Annotated in this window: 13 protein-coding genes and 8 pseudogenes; 9 read left to right on the forward strand and 12 right to left on the reverse strand. The window is 45.3% G+C overall.

Features of this window, described 5'->3' with window-relative positions:
• Positions 1-225: 225 nt before the first annotated feature.
• Positions 226-375, reverse strand: a pseudogene (locus C5470_RS16415) (IS110 family transposase); the annotation flags it as partial.
• Between the two features lie 231 nt (positions 376-606).
• Positions 607-1289: pseudogene (locus tag C5470_RS16420) on the reverse strand (reverse transcriptase domain-containing protein); the annotation flags it as partial.
• Positions 1290-1602: 313 nt separating this feature from the next.
• On the opposite strand from C5470_RS16420, the gene C5470_RS16425 reads away from it, so the two are divergent.
• From C5470_RS16425 to C5470_RS16435, 3 genes are all read left to right on the forward strand, one after another.
• Positions 1603-2664 (forward strand): site-specific integrase, encoded by a 1062-nt coding sequence (locus tag C5470_RS16425; protein WP_166290742.1) that lies wholly within the window; start codon positions 1603-1605, stop codon positions 2662-2664.
• Positions 2661-2990, forward strand: a complete 330-nt coding sequence (locus tag C5470_RS16430; protein ID WP_166290744.1) for a hypothetical protein — start codon at positions 2661-2663, stop codon at positions 2988-2990. Before C5470_RS16425 ends, C5470_RS16430 begins: the two co-directional genes overlap by 4 nt.
• 79 nt (positions 2991-3069) lie before the next feature.
• Positions 3070-3888 (forward strand): tyrosine-type recombinase/integrase, encoded by an 819-nt coding sequence (locus tag C5470_RS16435; protein WP_166290746.1) that lies wholly within the window; start codon positions 3070-3072, stop codon positions 3886-3888.
• Positions 3889-4007: 119 nt separating this feature from the next.
• On the opposite strand, the pseudogene C5470_RS16440 reads toward C5470_RS16435, so the two are convergent.
• Positions 4008-4676 (reverse strand): annotated as a pseudogene (locus C5470_RS16440) (reverse transcriptase domain-containing protein); the annotation flags it as partial.
• Positions 4677-4919: 243 nt separating this feature from the next.
• Between C5470_RS16440 and C5470_RS16445 the strand changes: the two are divergent.
• The 4 genes from C5470_RS16445 to C5470_RS16460 all read left to right on the forward strand — a co-directional run bounded on the left by C5470_RS16445 (position 4920) and on the right by C5470_RS16460 (position 7410).
• Positions 4920-5084, forward strand: coding sequence for a hypothetical protein (locus C5470_RS16445; protein WP_166290748.1), 165 nt, complete (start codon positions 4920-4922; stop codon positions 5082-5084).
• Positions 5085-5171: 87 nt separating this feature from the next.
• A complete protein-coding gene (locus tag C5470_RS16450; protein WP_166290750.1) occupies positions 5172-6203 on the forward strand; it encodes an IS110 family RNA-guided transposase in 1032 nt (343 codons plus the stop codon).
• A gap of 627 nt (positions 6204-6830) precedes the next feature.
• Positions 6831-7124, forward strand: coding sequence for a BrnT family toxin (locus C5470_RS16455; RefSeq protein ID WP_166290752.1), 294 nt, complete (start codon positions 6831-6833; stop codon positions 7122-7124).
• Positions 7105-7410 (forward strand): BrnA antitoxin family protein, encoded by a 306-nt coding sequence (locus tag C5470_RS16460; protein WP_166290753.1) that lies wholly within the window; start codon positions 7105-7107, stop codon positions 7408-7410. Before C5470_RS16455 ends, C5470_RS16460 begins: the two co-directional genes overlap by 20 nt.
• 139 nt (positions 7411-7549) lie before the next feature.
• Here C5470_RS16460 and C5470_RS16465 read toward each other — a convergent pair.
• Positions 7550-8062: pseudogene (locus tag C5470_RS16465) on the reverse strand (group II intron reverse transcriptase/maturase); the annotation flags it as partial.
• 70 nt (positions 8063-8132) lie between these two features.
• On the opposite strand from C5470_RS16465, the pseudogene C5470_RS16470 reads away from it, so the two are divergent.
• Positions 8133-8921 (forward strand): annotated as a pseudogene (locus C5470_RS16470) (IS110 family RNA-guided transposase); the annotation flags it as partial.
• Positions 8922-8950: 29 nt separating this feature from the next.
• On the opposite strand, the gene C5470_RS16475 reads toward C5470_RS16470, so the two are convergent.
• The 3 genes and pseudogenes from C5470_RS16475 to C5470_RS23760 all read right to left on the reverse strand — a co-directional run.
• Complete coding sequence (locus tag C5470_RS16475; RefSeq protein ID WP_166290755.1) at positions 8951-10048, reverse strand: ISAs1 family transposase; 1098 nt, start codon at positions 10046-10048, stop codon at positions 8951-8953.
• 186 nt (positions 10049-10234) lie between these two features.
• A pseudogene (locus tag C5470_RS16480) lies at positions 10235-10585 on the reverse strand (transposase); the annotation flags it as partial.
• 137 nt (positions 10586-10722) lie between these two features.
• Positions 10723-10776, reverse strand: a pseudogene (locus tag C5470_RS23760) (tail fiber assembly protein); the annotation flags it as partial.
• Between the two features lie 129 nt (positions 10777-10905).
• Here C5470_RS23760 and C5470_RS16485 point away from each other — a divergent pair.
• Positions 10906-12518, forward strand: a pseudogene (locus C5470_RS16485) (IS1634 family transposase).
• Between the two features lie 1285 nt (positions 12519-13803).
• On the opposite strand, the gene cas6e reads toward C5470_RS16485, so the two are convergent.
• Genes cas6e through casA form a run of 5 tightly spaced genes read right to left on the reverse strand, consistent with a single transcriptional unit; the run spans position 13804 to position 18466 of the window.
• The gene (cas6e, locus tag C5470_RS16490) at positions 13804-14478 is read right to left on the reverse strand and encodes a type I-E CRISPR-associated protein Cas6/Cse3/CasE (protein WP_166290757.1); all 675 of its coding nucleotides are present in this window, start codon (positions 14476-14478) and stop codon (positions 13804-13806) included.
• Entirely contained in the window at positions 14465-15211 is a 747-nt protein-coding gene (gene cas5e / locus C5470_RS16495; protein WP_166290758.1) for a type I-E CRISPR-associated protein Cas5/CasD, read from the reverse strand. Before cas5e ends, cas6e begins: the two co-directional genes overlap by 14 nt.
• A gap of 10 nt (positions 15212-15221) precedes the next feature.
• Positions 15222-16256, reverse strand: coding sequence for a type I-E CRISPR-associated protein Cas7/Cse4/CasC (cas7e, locus tag C5470_RS16500; protein ID WP_166290760.1), 1035 nt, complete (start codon positions 16254-16256; stop codon positions 15222-15224).
• A 24-nt stretch (positions 16257-16280) separates the two neighbouring features.
• Positions 16281-16862, reverse strand: a complete 582-nt coding sequence (casB, locus tag C5470_RS16505) for a type I-E CRISPR-associated protein Cse2/CasB (protein WP_166290762.1) — start codon at positions 16860-16862, stop codon at positions 16281-16283.
• On the reverse strand, positions 16862-18466 hold the full coding sequence (gene casA / locus C5470_RS16510) for a type I-E CRISPR-associated protein Cse1/CasA (protein WP_166290764.1): 1605 nt from the start codon (positions 18464-18466) through the stop codon (positions 16862-16864). The genes casB and casA overlap by 1 nt, the downstream gene beginning before the upstream one ends.

The raw sequence follows: 18466 nt of genomic DNA on the forward strand, positions 1-18466 counted from the left end.
GCGAAGACTGATTATTGATGACATGAACGGCCTACCGGCCTGATGAGAAACCTAACATAAAAAATGGCTCTTTCAAGCCGACAAGGTTTTAAGGTTCATCAGGCGCGGAACTCATCGAGGCGCAGGCTCCTTGCCTACAGTGACGCCGGATAGATTTAAGCAAGCCAAAAATTCATCAAAAATGAGTGTTGCAAAAACGAGGGGAACCATAGATTTTTTATGCTCTCCAATCAGACAAGGTTCTCGGTTACTGAAAAATGTTAAAAAATCCTGCCGCCGCAGCGGCTTATCAATGAGTTCACCCGTGTATTCATCAACAAAATGAATTTGCATCAAATGTTTTGCAATATCGACGCCAAAAGGAGTAAATTTCATGGGTGGATCCTCCAGTCATCAAGGAGCAACAGTCTCCCGTTTTTAGGCACTATAAGGCCGGAAATCTGTGAGGATCCACACCTCCTCTCTCAATTCCAGCACAATGCCAAGGGCTAAGTGGTTGGGATGGGTGAATAGAGCTGTCCGGTCACCCAGACAGCCCCCTCCGCAGAACCGGACGTGCGGAACTACCGCATCCAGCTCCCGACAGACCTGTGTCCCCACACATATTCAGCGAGAATTGAACATTGAATGTGTTTTCCATCTGGACGGATAACCCAGCATTTTCAAGATCAGATTCAGCTTCTTCCACGTCAGTCGGCGACGTCCTCCTTGACGGTTGAACCATCGATAGATTATTCGCGTACTTTGGTAGATAAACTGCCCGACTCGTCTCTGGTTATCAGATATACCATGATAATTTACCAGCCTCTGATTACCCTGATGACGATATTCAAGGTAAGCCTTTTGTCGGTTGTATTCAGATTCTTCCAAAGGAAGTCCCTGAGTCCCTTCAATTTGGCTGCAAAACGGTCTTTTCGGCTGGTTAATTTCAGCCGCCAGTGCCCTTTTCGCGTTTTCCCCCAATAGCAGGTAAACCCCAGAAAATTAAACGTGGGCAGGCGATTTCCTGACTGATTGGCTCTCATTGCCGCTATGTGACCCGCGGGAATTAATTGCGATTTGTCACTGTGTAATTCCAGCCCATATTTCTTCAGTCTTTTGGGTAACACCTTATAGAAACGTTTGGCTTCGCTAGGGTACTGGAAGGTGAATACCCTGTCATCGGCATACCTCACCATCTCTGCCCGCCCGTGAATATGTGAACGGCTGATTTCATCAAACCATCCATCTATTACATGATGCAGGTAGATATTAGCCAATACCGGTGACAGAATTGAACCTAATGCACAGTGAAGATAAATGCGCAGTGATGCTAAATTGGGCGTATGGGATCAGACCATACGCCACAAAGCGTAAGCATAATAAATTGAGACATATTCAAATCTGACCAGGATGGTTATGGGGAAATCCCCAACCTCACCTTTTATCTGGAGATTTGAACATGAAAAAATTACCGATCAGAGTACTTATCAGCCTGCTTGAGCAGGAACTTATTCGCATGGGATATAAGGAAACTACTCTGAATTATTATTGTGAACACTGGAAAAGGATCGCCACGTATTTTGATGAGCATCACGAGAATTTTTTTCCGAGCGTATCGCGATGCAATATGTGGATGAAAAATGCGACTTTTTTGCCAAAGAAAAGGCGGGATTACTGACACAAAGTAATATCTATCTGTTCCGGATTGTACGAATGATGGGCGATTTCCAGCAACACAGAGCGGTGCTGCGTCGGTATCATCGTAGCCTTTCTAGAATAAATGTCCCTGAAAATATCATCCTGTTAAGCCAGTTCCAGCAACACTGTAAAAATGGTGGTTATGCGGCTTCCACAACTAAAGGTTATTGCAGAACCGCCGAAAATTTTGCCCGTTTTATGGAATCACACAACCTGAGCGTTGAGGCGCTGAAGGCAGAGGATCTTCCTGATTTTGTCAGAACACTGATGGGCTATAGCCACAAGATGGTAGAGTTTGTTCTCTGTGGACTCCGGTGTTTTCTCCGGTTTCTTTACAACGAAAAGGGACTTGCCGCAGATTTCTCTGATTCGCTTCCCTGTATGCAGACTCGTCAGCAAACAAAAATCCCCTCCGTCTGGAAAAAAGACGATTTGCTCAGGTTGCTGGCAGCGATTGATCGCGGGAATCCGTCCGGCAAACGGGATTATGCCATCATTCTGCTGATTACGCGCTTGAGCCTGCGTTGTATTGATGCAAAACGTCTGACATTTTCAAATTTTAACTGGGCTGAAAACTCTCTGGAATTCTCACAATCCAAAACTCAAAAGCCAGTACACCTGCCACTTTTAAAAGATGTCGGCTGGGCCATCATTGATTATCTTCAGAACGGACGTCCTGTCAGCGATTCTCCTTATGTATTTTTACGACATCTTGCGCCCATAGCCCCTTTTTCTGATGAAGATCATCTGTACCAGATGATCGTGAAGTACATGCGCGTGGCAAAGCTGCCGGTGTCTGAAAAGAAAAAAGTGGGGATGCACTCCCTTCGTCATACGTTGGCTACCACGTTGATGGAACAACAGACACCGATTGAGGAAATCGCTGATATCCTTGGTCATCAGCGTACTCAATCCACATCGGTCTACCTGAAAAGCAGTCTGAAGCGGCTTTGCGAATGCGCACTCAGCCCGGAGGTGAAATGATGGACTATTTATCTACTTTCGCCCCACACATTACTGGATTGATCCAACAGAAGCGGGTTTTAGGGGACAAATACGATTCCGAGCCAGGCATTCTCCGACGCTTTGATACCTTTTGCAGAGAGTGCCATCCTGGTGAGGTCACGATAACCCGTGAACTTATGTTGGCGTGGGCTGTAAAACGTCCCGGAGAACACCCAGCTACTTTACAGGGACGTATTACCCCAGTCAAAGAACTCGCAAAATACACGATGAGACTGGGATACAACGCATTCTGCCTGCCAAAGGGCATGATGCCACGGATCCCCCGGTATCACCCGACATGCTGACGCGGCTGAAAGCATACAGGCAAAACATTCACCTGTTATCCAGCCCGAAAGTTTCAAAAAGCCAGACGATCATCTGGTAATGAGCTTTCTTGAATGGCTTGAAAATGGAAGAAATTCTTCTGTTGCCACAAGAAACCAAAGGCTTGTCGCCATCCATGCGTTTTTTCGTTATGTTCAGGTGCAGGAACCCGGGCAGCTTCATTTGTGCCAGCGGGTTTTACAAATTCCCGGCAAAAAGCCTCAGCGGCGGATTGTCCGGCATCTTACGCCAGAACAGACAAAAGATTTGCTTGCAGCACCAGGCTCACACACTCAGTCTGGGCGCAGGAATATGACATTGCTCAGTGTTCTCTATGATACCGCGGCAAGGGTTCAGGAGCATTGTGACCTCCGTGTTCGTGACATCAGGCTGGAGCAGCCTGCCATTATCACTCTGACCGGAAAGGGACGCAAAACACGCCATGTTCCCATTTTAGGCAACACCGTGACGCTTTTGCACTCATATATGCAGGAAAACAACCTGTTACATGATGGAAAGCTGGACTCGCCGTTGTTCATTAATCAACATCATACAAAGCTGACTCGTGGCGGGATTAGCCATATTCTACAAAAACATGCGAAGACAATAATTCCCCGGTATCCGGGGATGTACGAAAAGCTCACGCCTCATGTCCTTCATCACTCAAAAGCCATGCACTTGTACCAGTCCGGCGTCAATCTCATCTATATTCGCGATATTTTGGGGCATGTGGACATATCAACCACGGATATTTATGCAAGAGCTGGTATGGAATCCAAACGAAAGGCACGGGAAAACGCGTATCCGGATATTACACCGGAGGTACTGCCAGACTGGGATCACAATGAAAATTTACTGAGATTCTTAAACAGCCTGTAGCATCTCTCTATTTATTATGCTTACTCTTTGTGGCGTATGGCCTGATCCCATACGCCCAATTTAGCATCACTGCGCATTTATCTTCACTGTGCATTAAGTGCTTTATGTAAAGCTTTACATAACCCACCTTGTGGGCACCCCCGCTCATTGCTGAATGTTTGTTTACCGATTATTACTGGTGCCGTTATCAACACCTCGATCAATCTGAGGAAACGGCGATCTGATATCTTCTTCCGAAGTAATTCCATCAGTTCCCTGTGTGGGATCACATTGAAATACTTACGGATGTCGATTTCCACAACAGCACCATTCCAGTTGCGGAACGTCTGCTGTTGCAGAGCCTTTAATGCTGCATGACAATTTAAACTCGGTCGAAAACCGTATGAGCAGGGCATAAACAGCGGTTCGTAGATCCTGCTAAGAATATCGCTGACAGCAAGCTGTACCAGCTTATCTTCCAGACAAGAAATGGCTAATGGCCGTTTGCTGCCATCCTCTTTCGGTATTTCCGTTATTCTGGCGGCCATGGGGTGATATGTTCCCCGGCGGATACGTAAGATAAGACTATTGATATTCTCATCAATCTGCTCTCCGTAGGCGGCCTTTGTCACGCAATCAATACCAACGGCTTTACTCCCGTCCAGCCGCTGGAATTGCCCTTTCAGCATGTCACTACTGAGCAAATGACCTAAGTTATTGAACAATTGCTGTTTGTTACATGCCGATTTCTCGCCTATGCGCTCAAGTTTTGTTAACCATGATATTCCGTCGTTGCTGAGTACGGTCATTGTTTCTCTCTCACGCTCGATCTATCTGCCAGTCCTTCGCTCCACGGTCATTACTCGTTTCTACGCTACTATGACTGACTCCGACTTCCTGATACTCATTTCTCAGGCCTTGTGTTGGGCACTTGTGCCTAAGATACTCATTCCATTGAGAAGTATCAGGATCTCCTGGGTTCCGCACTGTTCTCTACAAGCTCGCCGACGCCCGCGGCTCCGGTGTGTGCTTCTGAATGGATATTTGCCAGTATGACCATTCCGAAGCTGTTGCCTGCTGGTTTTCCAATACCATCGGCACATCACTATCAGAGGGATTTCGGCGCTATCACGTTCACCATTTGGTTTCGGCTCGAATGTTTCGCTGTCTACGCTATCTCCTTTGTTACCGCCGGAAATGCAAGACTCGCTACGTAGTGATGTGATGGACGTCCCCTTTTCCAGTTGCAGACAGTGTCGCCTTTAACTTGATACTGAGTGCGCTGTATTTCGGAGGGTTCTTCCATGAACACAATCAAAGTAGTGGGCATTGATCTTGCCAAAAACGTTTTCCAGGTCTGTGTTTGGTTAACTGATAACTCTGTTGCCTGGAACAAAAAGGTCTCACGACAAAAATTGCTGGATACGCTCAGCGCGTTTCCACCCAATACCCTTATTGCGATGAAAGCTTGCCAGAGTGCTCATTATTGGGGAAGAAAGCTCCAAGCCATGGGCTATAAAATCAGGCTTATCCCGACTCAGCATGTCAAAGCGCTCTGTAAGAATCAGAAAAATGATGCCAATGATGCGCTGGCTATTTGTGAAACGGCCTGTCGCCCTGAGATTCATTTTGTCCCTGTCAAAACGATTGAGCAACAAGATATCAAAGCCCTGCGTAGTGTCCGGCAACTCATGGTGGAACAACGTACTGCACTGGTTAATCAAACCCGGGCGCTGCTCGCTGAGCAGGGAATTGTTATTCCTGCGGGCATTCAACAACTCCGGCAGGCTCTGCCTGATATTTTGGAAGAGGGAAATAACGCATTATCCTTTGTCCTCCGACGCCTCCTCCATTCACTCCAGGAAGATATGCAGCGGTTTGATGCCCGTCTTCACGAAATGGATAAAGAAATTCAGGCGGTTTCAAGCCGGCAATCGGGTTATGCCCACTTACTGACCATCCCTGGCGTGGGACCGTTGATTGCCGCCGCTTTTGTCAGTGAGGTCAACGTAGAACAATTCTCACATGACCGTCAGCTTTCTGCCTGGTGCGGTCTGGTTCCGCGCCAATACAGTTCCGGAGGGAAAAACCGTCTGGCTGGCATAACCAAACAGGGCAACAACCGTCACCTGCGAACGTTAATTATTCATGGTGCCCGTGCGGTGATGCGCTATTCTCAAAGACGTGAGGATGCCTTGGGTGAGTGGTTAAGAAAGTTAATTGCCCGATGTGGGGTCATGAAGGCGACGGTCGCGTTGGTCAATAAACTGGTTCGTATTATCTGGCGCATTTTGAAAGATGATGTTGATTTTATGATGAAGAAAGCGGTGAATTAACCGGTTAAAAAAGACGTTTTATTGAGTTTGCAAACACTGATGAGAAAACGGCTACCGTCCCTGTAATAGCCTGGACTAGACCAAGGTACTGAGATACCTACGTAGTGATAAGGAAACGGGGCTCGGATGACATCATGGCGCGGGTGATTTAACCCACAATGACGCCGGATATATGGTCGCAAACCGTTTCAATTCAATGCTTGCACAACCGGGGACGTCCATATATGGTCTGGCTTGTCCTTTCTACGGCAGGACTTTCACCTACAAGATCAGTGCAGCTTTGCCCAGCACACTGACCATCTCATTAACCTCACTCTTCTAATCTTTGGGGTAAAGAAAACACATCTAAAATCATACTGTTACTCATTACACATGCGAATTGGCAGAATGACTCAACGGTTAAGACTAGGAAGGCACTATCCAAGAAAATCTATGCAGCCCCGAACTCGCTGGAACTGTTTTAGCGCACAGGCATAGAAGCTTAACCGAATGCCATTGTCCAGCTTACAACCCCAAGAACGAGGCTGGAAAGGGTTTGGGTTTTAAAGTCCGATGTTTTATGTATATATTTTTTGCTTTTACTTTCTGTATGTACAATAATGTATGTACAAATATTGAGAGTTGGTTATGCAAATATCATTTGAATGGGATTCAAAGAAAGCCAGCATAAATCTAACCAAGCACGGAATATCCTTCGAAGAAGCGGCGCACGTATTCAGCGATCCTAACCATATATCAAGACAGGATAGATTCGAGAATGGAGAGTTCAGGTGGCAAACAATAGGTTTGGTTGGTGGATGCGTTGTTGTACTGGTTGCACACTCTGTCAGGCATGATGATTCAGGAGAAATAATTAGAATCATTAGCGCAAGAAAGGCAACTAAAAACGAGAGGTTAGCGTATGAGCAAAATTACTATTAAACGAGGGGAACTAACCCCCTTAACTGACGAGCAAAAATCAAGACTTAAACAACTTGCAGACATGGCTGATTCGCAAATTAACACAAGCGATACACCAGAGTTACGCCTTGAATTATGGTCTAAAGGTGAGAGAGGGAAATTTTATAAACCCATTAAAACCGCTACGACAGTTAGAATTGATAGCGATGTTATTTACTGGTTAAAAAGCCAAGGTAAAGGCTACCAAACTAGAATAAATGCAATTCTCAGAGATGCCATGCTCAAAGATGAAAAAAAGCACTCATAGCTCTATAGATTAACGTTAGAGGCTATTTAGGGGTTTGGGTTGAGTAGACCTGCCGGTTACCCGGACAGGCCCCTCCTCAGAACCGGACTTGCGGAACTACCGCATCCGGCTCCCGACAGATCAGTGTCCCCACACATATTCAGCGAGTTAGTAACAGCATTGATTTGGTTTTCCATTTATCTGGATAACCCAGTATTTTCAGGATCAGATTCAGCCTTTTCCAAGTCATCGGATGGCGGCCACCCTTACGGTTAAACCACCTGTAGAGTATCCGACGGCTCTGGTAAATGAACTGCCCGATGCGCCTACGGTTATCCGAGATCCCGTGGTAGTTAATCCATCCACGAACCACCCGGGTAACCGTACTGAGGGTTTGTCTTTTGTTTGCGTGGAGGCTCTTCCACAGGAAATCTCTCAGCCCCCTCAGTTTTACCGCGAAACGGTCCTTTCTGCTCGTATATTTCAGCCTCCAGAACCCTTTTCGTGTGCGCCCCCAGTAACAGGTAAACCCCAGAAAGTTGAACGTAGGAAGACGTTCTCCCCTCTGATTTACCCTCATCGCCGCCACGTGACCCGCCGCAAGAAGCTGCGATTTATCTTCGTGAAGCTCAAGGCCAAACCGGCCCAGTCTTTTCGGCAACACACTGGAGAATGTAATGAACGCATCCCAACCACTTACCCGGCATTGTGATGGAATTGGGAGATGAGGCGTGGATCCACTCATGAAATATATTCCTGTTGGCGTCGATATTGCAAAACATCTGATGCAGATTCATTTTGTTGAGGAATCTACCGGTGAACTTATTGATAAGCAGTTGCGACGGCGTGATTTTTTAACTTTCTTCAGTCATCGGCAACCTTGCCTGATTGGTATGGAAGCCTGTGGCGGGGCGCATTAGTGGGCACGGGAACTGAGAAAACAGGGACATGAAGTCCGTTTGCTTCAGGCCCGGTTTGTCCGGGCATTCCGGATGGGTAATAAAAACGATGTTCAGGATGCACGAGCTATTTGGATGGCGGTTCAACAACCGGGTAAATCGGTAGCTATCAAAAATGAAGAACAACAAGCCATCCTGTCATTACACCGGATGCGCTACCAATGAGTGAAATTCCGAACCGCCCAAATCAATGTATTACAGGGTTTGTTACTGGAGTTTGGTGAAACCGTGCATAAAGGGAGAACCGCTTTGGATAAAGCAATGCCCGAAGTGCTTGAGCGGCTAAGGGAAAAACGGGCACCTTTCCTGCTCAGTCTTCTTGAAGAGCAGTACCATCGCTTGAGCGAAATTGATGCGCAAATTGCGCATGTAGAAGACCCGCTGAATGCGTGGGCAAAACAGAATGCTGATTGCCAACGAATTATGAAAATCCCCGGTGTCGGTGTTCTGATTGCCACGGCAGCCCTTGCCACGATGGGTGACCCTCACGCGTTCCGGTCAGGCAGAGAGTTTTCCGCTTATCTGGGTCTGGTGCCGAAGCAGACGGGAACAGGAGGCCGGGTCAAGTTACTGGCAGGGCGCGAGCATACTTTGATTAACATTCAGCCAAAGAAGACTTTGGCGCGGTAATCATCACACCAGCTTGCTTTTTTAAGCTTATTTCTTTGGCTCGGTGCCCCACAATCACATTGCTTGACCACATTCAAAACAAGACGCCGGAATAACGCCAGATTCTCAATTGCACCCTCTAAAACAATCCGTGAATCATCTTCTTTGAAAACGACATCAAGAATATAGTGCTGGCTATTTTCAATTCGCCAATGCTGACGAATGTAATACCCAAGGGATTTATGTCGGGGTGAAAGAGAACTCACATAATACGAGGTATCTACTGTCCCCTTGCCATTTTGTGTTCGGTGGCGTTCAACCGCAATAATGCTACGGATCGTTGGCCACCGCTCGGCCATTTCAGGGGAGAATTTCGGGTTTAACTGGAATACATACCGCTCTTCGCATCGGCCATGGGCTTCTTGCTTGATTTCCGTTATCACTTGCTCTTTACCCGCATCAAACACGGCCTGAAATTGAGACTGAACCGCGTTCCACAAATTGGGTTGATTTTTCTTCACCTGCACAACGACATGGGCTTTCTTTTCGCTGATTTTTTCCAGCGTTTCACGCTGGCAATGCAGGGCATCAAGGGTCACGATACTGCCTTTGAGATTAAGGATATCCAGCCTCTGGCGGACGGTACTGATTTCCCCGTTTTTGGTCGAAGTCGCTTTCTGGCTTAACACCAATCCTGCCTCGGTATCATAGGCAGTGACCAGTTGGGCGGCATTTTTCTTATTGTTACGATAGGCGCGTCGCAGGACTTTCCCATCAAAAGCGATAACCGGTTTATTCCCCAATTCACGCTGCTCATTAACCCAGTTGAGTAAGGCTTCCAGCAGGGAGTCCAGCTCGATAGCACGCAATATTCTCGCCATGGTATGCCGACGGGGTATTCCATTGAGGAATGGGCGATACGTTTTCAGCCACTTAATTTTTGCCCGGCCATAAGTCTCAATATCTTGCCAACCTTCGGCTCCCGCCATAATGGCACTGACGACAAGGAAAATCACATCAATCAGGTCGTACTGACGATTAATATCAGAGCGTGTTTCTTTAACAACGGATAAATGTTCAATCAGGGTCATAAGCAAGCGATTAGAAGAGAAATAAGGCTAATTAGATCATGTCATTACTCTTCATTCAATAGGTGTTAAAAAAGTATGCTCGCGCCCTGGAGCGGCAACCGCTTATCAGCAAAATTACCAGCAAATAAAAAAGATACTTTATTTAACTGCCAGAGCATCAGATTATCACTTAATCCGGTCACTACCCCTGATATCGGTGTAGCTCATCCCGAGGGCAAACAGGCGGATAATCTTCCGCTCTATCTCGTCTGATAACGTGGTCTGGTGCTTCTTAACCAGTTGGGGCTCAAAAGTACCATTACGATCCCGTGGTGTAGCCAGTTCAAAGTTGCCGGTCGGGGCTTTGATGGTCTTTTTGGTGGAGCCATTCTTCCGGTTGGCCTCAAGGTCATTAGCCAGATGGGAGTCAAGTTCGGCAGCCAGAGCGGCTTCAGTAAGCAGCTTAATCAATGGAGTCAGGATGCCATTCTTACCGGTCAGTGCCTGACCATCCTGAAGCGCTTTCAGGGCTTTTTCGAAATCGAAAGGTTGAGTCATTTATCATTCCTTTTTGAGATATATTACTGGAATGACACAGAATTTCTAACACTCCCGACTCAATCCTTTAAAGAGTTATTTTACAAACTCTGCTGCCGTACAGGCAGACTATGAAGCCGGTCACCCGGCTTTCTCACTTACTTCGGCACCTCCGGCCACTCAACATCAGGAGCCTGCGAAGTATCTACCCGTCATTCCGCACCTCATTCCTGATTTAAAAATAGTGTTCTCTTACGCATATTTTACATATTTATTGTTCCCATGAGATTGACGGCGATCGCCCATTTTGATCTATTACTTTTATTTGCCGGAAAGTGAATATGCTCAAGTCAGAACCTGCCATTAAACGTCTTGATCACCTTGGTCTCATCGCGGCTTTCTGCTATGAAGCCGGATTGCCCCGTATCATTGATGCCATCATGCCAAAATATTCGGGTCACACCGTTTCTCATGGTGAGGCTTTTCTTGCGATGATCCTTAACGGGTTGGGGTTTCACAGCCGGACACTGCACATGTTTTCCGGTTTTTTCCAGCATAAGCCGATTGAACGTTTGATTGGCCCCGGTATTGATGCTGGACATCTGAATGATGACGTGCTGGGTCGTACATTAGATGCTTTATATGAGGCCGGCGTGTCAGAAGTCTATCAGATACTGGCTGAACAGGTCATTGATAAATTGGGCATAACACCCCATTCTGTGCATCTCGACATCTCCAGTTTCCATGTGGATGGCGAGTACAAGTCTCCTCTGAAAGACGACACGCAGCGTATTGAACTGGTTCGGGGGTAGAGCCGCGACCATCGGCCTGAGCTGAACCCGGTTATCCTTGAGCTGATTTGTGAAAATCAGATCAGGATACCCGTTTACATGCAGGCGATGAGCGGAAATACCAACGATACCCGGGCGTTCACAGAATTCACAAAACATCATATTCGTTGCCTGAAAGCCGCGCAGAACAGCCGCTACTTTGTCGCCGATCCGCCCTTTATAGCGAAGAGGCAATAACTTCACTGCATAAGCAAAAACAACGCTTCATTACCCGCGTGCCGTTAACGCTCAAAGAAGCCAAACAGCAGCTTTTGAACGTGGATCCCCATCAGCTACAGCCTTTCACCGAAGGTTATGCTGGATGTTGGGTTGAATCCTGCTATGGCGGGATCCCCCAACGCGGGTTGCTGGTGAGTAGTGCGGCTGCCCGTCAACATGAAGGGCAGACTTTTACGAAAAATACGCTCAAATCAACGGAAAAAGAGCTGAAAGCGTTTGAAAAATTATGCAAAAAAGGGTTTGCCTGCAAGGAAGATGCGTTATGCGCCCTGCGTAATTTTGGCTCCGAATGCCAGTTTATCGGTATTGACGCCCCACAAGTGGAGGAAATCATGACATATCAAGGGCGTGGACGTCCGGCTAAAGATAAACCCTCTCAGATTCATTACCGGCTCTCAGGCCGGGCTTACAGTCAACTGGATAAAATCGTGTATGCCCGACTCAAGGTGGGGAGGTTTATTTTGGCGACCAATGAAACGGACGATAAGGCGCTGGATATGGCTGCGTTGCTCGCGAATGACAAAGCCCAGCAGAAAGTTGAGCAAGGTTTTCGATTCCTAAAAAGTCCCGAGTTCTTAACCTCATCAATGTACCTGAAAAAACCGGAACGCATCGAAGCCTTATTGATGGTGATGACGTGTAGCTTAATGGTGTATGCGGCGCTGGAACATAAAATTCGCACGGGTCTGAAACAAAGCCAGGCATTCTACCCGGATATGAAGCAGCAGCAGACGCAATCGCCCACTGCTCGTTGGGTATTTTTAACTTTCGAAGGTATTAATACCTTTGAATTTCAAGAACACCGGATGGTGACGGGAATGCAACCGTACCAAAATGCCCTGCTGAAAATATTGGGGCCACCATACGAGTCTTTTTATTCCTGAATTGGGTGCGGAATGTCGGATTTATGATTCAGTAGTGATCTATGGGAAAACCACGGAGAATTAGCTGAAAAACTGGATGAGCCAGAGGGGCAATTACAGGAGCAGATTATTCATTGGCTGAAAGCGCATTTAGAAAACGGCGATGACATTAGCAACCTGACCAGTGAGGATTATTTGCAGGGGCTCAATGAACAACACACGACCACTCTATCCCCGTAAACACAGGGAATACTTCATATTCATTATCTGTATCTTTTCTATTATCGGGTTATCCCCGCAAGCACGGGGAACCTTTTTACTCGACTACCACCACAAAACCGGAATCTGGTTAATCCCCGTAGATACAAGGAACTCCGGCACTATTGCGGGAATTTCCCTCCCCGATGACGGTCCATCCCCTCAAGTTACGAGGAACACGGTTACAACAAACGAAGATGATTCTGTATTTAGCGGTTTATCCCTGTATAAACAGGGAACACGTTTGTTTCCGCTAATTCAATCGCTAACTGTTCGGTTTATCCCAGTAAATACAGGGAACATTTTTCCAAACCAGATATACAACAGTACCAGTTCGGTTCATCCCCGTACATAGGGAACACTTTACTTAATACTGCCTATAATATTCCCCCGTAGACAGAAGGAACACCGATTACTGCTAATTACGTCCCTGTGTTACTGTCCGGTTTATCCCCGCAGAGACAGGGAACACAGGTAAAACCAATCATCAGTGTCATTCTCATACGGGTTATCCCCGCGGGTACAGGGAACTCATTCCTGGCTTTATGCTATTAGGAGCACTGCTAGGTTCATCCCCGTAGTTACAGGGAACATTTAGTAAATTTACTAAAGCATCACTCATGCCGCGGCTTATCCCCGCCAGTACAGGGAACATGTAAATTCGCTCATTGATAAGATTTATCGAGTTTGGTTCATCCCCGTAGGCACAAGGAACATTCACCAACCAGTCTCTTATGGCTAATTATAGCGTTTTATACCATGAAGCAAAGGGAACATTTTCTTCCAGGCTCAAATGCATACCAAAATTCGGGTTTATCCCCACAGATGTGAGGAACACAGTAATTATTTTATCAATACTTTTTAGAGTAGCGACTGCACCTAACGCGATTAGGATATCGCAGCACGAATACATTAGTTAGTAATCTCGCCTTTTACTCTGCTTTCAAAACATAACGCGAACACCTAATAACACAAATGAACTCTCTTCAACAATCAATACCCTTATTACGATCCCCAACAGAAATAGATTTAAATGAAGTCAATGCCATTATACTGCTCTGATTAACATCAAGCCGCACCCCATAGCTTTAGATCGACCAAAACCTTTTGTATACTGTGCCAAGAATAAATCACCATCGGTAATCGTCAGAAGTCCCTGGAAATCGACACTGGAGAATTGGATTTTTTGTCCCTTCCTTTTTACGCTTCGATGCTGAGTATAACCTTCAATATTCAGTAAATCATCAAACTGAATACCCCATTGCTGCATACGACGATTATCCAAGAGCCAATTACGGGCAGCATCTTCCATCGTGGTCTTGATTTTTCCCTGTTCAGTTTCACCTTGCCGTCTTGCCTGAAACTTAGCATGCATTAAGACATCATGACGCCGGCGTTTTCCAGCAGGATCGGTAACACAAATTGTTGGATTAACACGTAATTTGAAAGCTAAACGTTGTCCCTCATGCAATAGAGGGTAAAATGATTTCGTTTCAACATCAAATAATGGTGACTGCGTTTGAGGTGATGTTTTAGATAAAACATAGAATACAGGTAACCCCATTACTCCGATTTCTTGCCGGAATAGAAATTGACGCTGTACGTCTTCAGAAAATAATTTCCATAACAATTGATGAGAGGTATAAACTCCATTTGCACCAAGCTTCGCCAATATATTTGCTGTCTGGCCTGATTGCCGAAGTGTAATTTTAGACAAATACATTAACATCCTCCCCGACAGAAAGTTGATACATAGTACGTTGCCTGAATTGCCAACGCCCCCTGTTGATCGGCTCATCCCAAGGATGGCTTATGAAGATATTTGAAGCGATAATTTCATCTTTCTCTCCTTCCCAAAAATAAGTAACAAGACCATTTGCTCCCAGCCATAACTTATCTTCCTTATCACAATGGATCAGTGGTGGAAAAGAGATATCCAACGCCGATTTTAATGTCGATTTCTCTGTTAATTTAGGGCAGAGAGGTAAAGCAGGTGGACAAGATTTACGTCCAAGATGCAAGACAAATACCGGTTTAAGTAAAGCATCCCGCAATTGTTCCAGCGTAAAAGCAGCTCTCCGGGTTAATGCAATGGCAACGATCCAAATACCATCACAGCGATAGTCACGATTAGATAATATGGTATTCAGTTTATCTGAACTTAATTCACTTTTACGGCTCTGGTGAATCACATTATTCTCGTGCGTTGGTACCTGCGTCGTATGGTAATCACGCATTAAAGAGCTGGGAACAATTTGCTTAATTGCAATCAACACACTTTTTTGTAATTTTGCTAATTCAGATTCATTATCTCGTCGAATGCCTAACGCAGCTCCTAATAACCCCAAAATCGCAGATCGGCTAGGATATGATCCCGTTGGCCTTTCCCCGCCAACCGCAGGTTGGCCCCAACTTGCCATCGGGCCATATAATCGAAAGACTAAATACTCTTTCATTCTGCCCCCATTACTGCGCAATAAACTCAAGCAGCTCGGTCAAACTTCCTTCCCCTGTGAATGTGTTGAATTTATAGCGGGCATCAGCACACGCTCCATAAACCTGATCAATATTGTGCATTTGGCTTTCTAATGCGTGAATTGCCGATGGGCCTTGGTCACTGTCATGAATCGGTTTTAAAAATGCGACAGATAAAGAACGTGGTTGTTGTTCGCCTTTTTCAGCGAGAACAAAATTGGCATAAGCACGAGAAGCAAAACTACTTTGTTTACCCGTCGGCGAGACTTTCACCGCCGCTTCTGTCAATGCTTTAATCGCTTTATTAGCAAGCGCTTCATTACCATCCAAATTCTCTATTAACTGCGTTTTATTAATACAGATATAACTGTAGAACAACGCCGCCGCAAAACCCGATTCCCCTATATGAGCCGAACCCGTGTCTTCCTTACCATCATTTAAATCATCTACTGCCGTAAAATAATCATCTTCAACGACAACACTGTGCACACTAATCGCATGCGCAACCTGGCAAGCAGCTTCGACGTTAAATGCAGGGCTTGAAGCTAACATTCGACCAAACAACGCAATATCTACAGCGGTTTGTTCAGCTTTTAACAAATTAAGCTCTTCCGATGTTGGTGCCCGGCCTTCTTCTGCCAGCACCGCAACCAACGACATGACAGATCGCTGCTCTGCCGGGCTGATATGTGCCAATTGTTCAGTCTCTAAAGCACCTTTTTTAGTTTTGCCAAAAACACCGGCAATACTTGCAGCCAATGCCTTAGCGGATTTTTCTTTCACGCCAGCACTGATCAAGGCTTCAAATACCTTAATACCAAAGCGCTTTGTGCGAATACCAATATTCTCTGATAACGCTTGCTCAAATAATTCAGAAGTGCGCCAGTGACGTTTCAAACTTTGAGAACTCACTCGCAAACGTTCAAAACCACCCATTTTCGCTGTCTTAGGCCGGCCTAAATCATCACGATTAAGATTAGAGGGTGCATAGGAGGTTAATAAGTGTAATTGAATAAACTGACTCATAGTCATTCATTCTCCTAAATTAAATTAATAAGAATCTGATAAATCAACCCATTTACTACTGGCAGCGCAGTAATAATCCATCACCCACTTTACATTGATACGCTTATCCGCTTTACATGGTCGTAATTGCCCATATTCAGCAAACCATTCCTCAATATCCTGAGCTAAAGCCAGAACAGAAATATTGCCTTTTACTTGCTGTAGGATCCGACGTAATCGACGTAATAACTCGTTCGGTGTTTTCGCATTTTGTAATTGTGAAAAGCGCAATTCACTGACAATCGGTTTATTCCCCCCTCCTTTCTTACCCGCCGCTACGGCCAATTTAATACCATTGTTGTTTCTGACATAAACTAATACCGCCGCTATCGTGGCCCAATATTCTATTTTTACCGGATTATCAGATAAGCTAATTTCGTCGGGTAAACTGAGCCATAAAGCCCGAAAACCTTCAGTTAACATCGCCATCTCAACATTTTCACAACGCTTTAACTGGGCTTTATAAGTAGAAGGAGACGGAATAATATCTTTCTCTTTTAACTGTTTTGGTGACAGAGACATACTTTGCCACCAATGCAATAATATAATTTCAATTTTACTGTCCATTACACCTCCTCTTTGTCAAAATTAATATGATTATTGGTAATAAATGTTTTGATCTCTCTTAAAGCTTTTTGACCATATAACCCCATGATTAACTGCTGACGCGCTCTTATACGTTTCGCCATTGAACGCTCATTACCCAGTTCAGATAAAGCAGCATATTCATCAAATAAATCCAGACAGAGATGACGCAAAGTATTGAGCCAATGTTTGGCCTGTTCCGAGGTAAGAAAAGGATCATTCGAGCGTGCGTTGTCGATAATTTGATGAACCACTGAAAAGAATAACGATTCACTTTGTTGCCAAAAAGCAAGGTCAATAAAAGAAGTGTCTCCTTTCACCTCTGCGGGCTTTTCAAACCAGGCAGCTTTTATTTGGTTTCGGCATAACCAAATTATAGTGGTTGCCAGCTTTTGTAGATCTTTAACTTGACACAGAATATCTTCCTGTTGTTCAGGTAAGACAAAAAACAGCGGCATGATAACGGAATACCAGCAACGTGCTTTCATATTATCCATATCGTAGCCAAACCCCCACAAATAAGGTATGACACTTTGAAGTTCAGCAAAATCACAACATAAAGAATAAAAATGGCTCACTACCGGCGCACAGCGTTGCCCTCTTTCATGACTGTTAAATACCAAAGTATCCCAAGTTTTGTAGGTCACGCCTCCCGGCTGACCTTTAACAGATAAATGTTCCGCTGATTTTTTGGGGTCCCATTTATAAGGCGTTAATGGATGAAGCCAATTCCCAGAATAATTGCTACCATAATTCTGTGTACGATATTCAGAAACAGTTAATGCAGAACACTTGCCTGAAATTTTACAAACCTGTTCCTTCTCTTCCACCACAAGACGTATACGTCTTGGCATTGCCCAATACATATGCAAGGGATGAACATCTGAAAAATAAATTTCTGTCCCTTCCTTAACACTTGCTTTTGTTGGCGCTAACCAGGGAAAAACCTGAGCACTGGTTAAATCAGGTTCTGAATAACGCCATTCATTTCGATTAATGACGTTTAACCACAGTTTTTGCCATAGTGTCGCATCAGCCTGGCCCGGCAGCACTAACGTGGTTAATGGCCCTCCCCCTCGCAATCCGACCCGATGTCCCACACCACCTGATGGCGCGTTAATTTGTAAGGTAAAAAGTGCCAAAGCGGCCATTTCAAGAGACATCACATCACCAATGCCACGTTTAATGAAATGATCAGTATTCAGCCTTAAACCATTAGCTCCTGGTGCTTCAATTAACAGTCCAGCGACAGTGGTTAATTTTACCTTTTGCAGAGGATCAAAATCCTGCATAAAAAGGGGCCCTGTACCGGTAATATTGAAAGCATGTTCAGCTTTATCAAAAGCCTGTTGTAATGTTTTCTTATCAGGCAATGTTGCATACAGGGAATGCCATTGATATTGATCTTCCGGTGCAAAAACAGTTTGCAATAAACCAATAGCAAATTGACAAGCAGCTCCCTGAAAATCAGCTCTCGGTAAAGCAAAGTCCATAACATCATGGTCACATATTGCATTAATGGGCAGTACTTTTTCACTACCATCACGTAATCGGAAAGGCAACCACGGGTCCTGAACTAAGTTCAT

The sequence above is a fragment of the Photorhabdus stackebrandtii genome, assembly GCF_011189495.1.
Taxonomy (GTDB): Bacteria; Pseudomonadota; Gammaproteobacteria; order Enterobacterales; family Enterobacteriaceae; genus Photorhabdus; species Photorhabdus khanii.

What these genes read in the sequence shown, in the direction of transcription:
- C5470_RS16425 (WP_166290742.1), top strand. Translation starts at nt 1,603, where the DNA reads ATGCAATATGTGGATGAAAAATGCGACTTTTTTGCCAAAGAAAAGGCG.
- C5470_RS16445 (WP_166290748.1), top strand. Translation starts at nt 4,920, where the DNA reads ATGACCATTCCGAAGCTGTTGCCTGCTGGTTTTCCAATACCATCGGCA.
- cas6e (WP_166290757.1), bottom strand. Translation starts at nt 14,478, where the DNA reads ATGTATTTGTCTAAAATTACACTTCGGCAATCAGGCCAGACAGCAAAT.
- C5470_RS16430 (WP_166290744.1), top strand. Translation starts at nt 2,661, where the DNA reads ATGATGGACTATTTATCTACTTTCGCCCCACACATTACTGGATTGATC.
- C5470_RS16435 (WP_166290746.1), top strand. Translation starts at nt 3,070, where the DNA reads ATGAGCTTTCTTGAATGGCTTGAAAATGGAAGAAATTCTTCTGTTGCC.
- casA (WP_166290764.1), bottom strand. Translation starts at nt 18,466, where the DNA reads ATGAACTTAGTTCAGGACCCGTGGTTGCCTTTCCGATTACGTGATGGT.
- C5470_RS16475 (WP_166290755.1), bottom strand. Translation starts at nt 10,048, where the DNA reads ATGACCCTGATTGAACATTTATCCGTTGTTAAAGAAACACGCTCTGAT.
- C5470_RS16455 (WP_166290752.1), top strand. Translation starts at nt 6,831, where the DNA reads ATGCAAATATCATTTGAATGGGATTCAAAGAAAGCCAGCATAAATCTA.
- C5470_RS16460 (WP_166290753.1), top strand. Translation starts at nt 7,105, where the DNA reads ATGAGCAAAATTACTATTAAACGAGGGGAACTAACCCCCTTAACTGAC.
- casB (WP_166290762.1), bottom strand. Translation starts at nt 16,862, where the DNA reads ATGGACAGTAAAATTGAAATTATATTATTGCATTGGTGGCAAAGTATG.
- C5470_RS16450 (WP_166290750.1), top strand. Translation starts at nt 5,172, where the DNA reads ATGAACACAATCAAAGTAGTGGGCATTGATCTTGCCAAAAACGTTTTC.
- cas7e (WP_166290760.1), bottom strand. Translation starts at nt 16,256, where the DNA reads ATGAGTCAGTTTATTCAATTACACTTATTAACCTCCTATGCACCCTCT.
- cas5e (WP_166290758.1), bottom strand. Translation starts at nt 15,211, where the DNA reads ATGAAAGAGTATTTAGTCTTTCGATTATATGGCCCGATGGCAAGTTGG.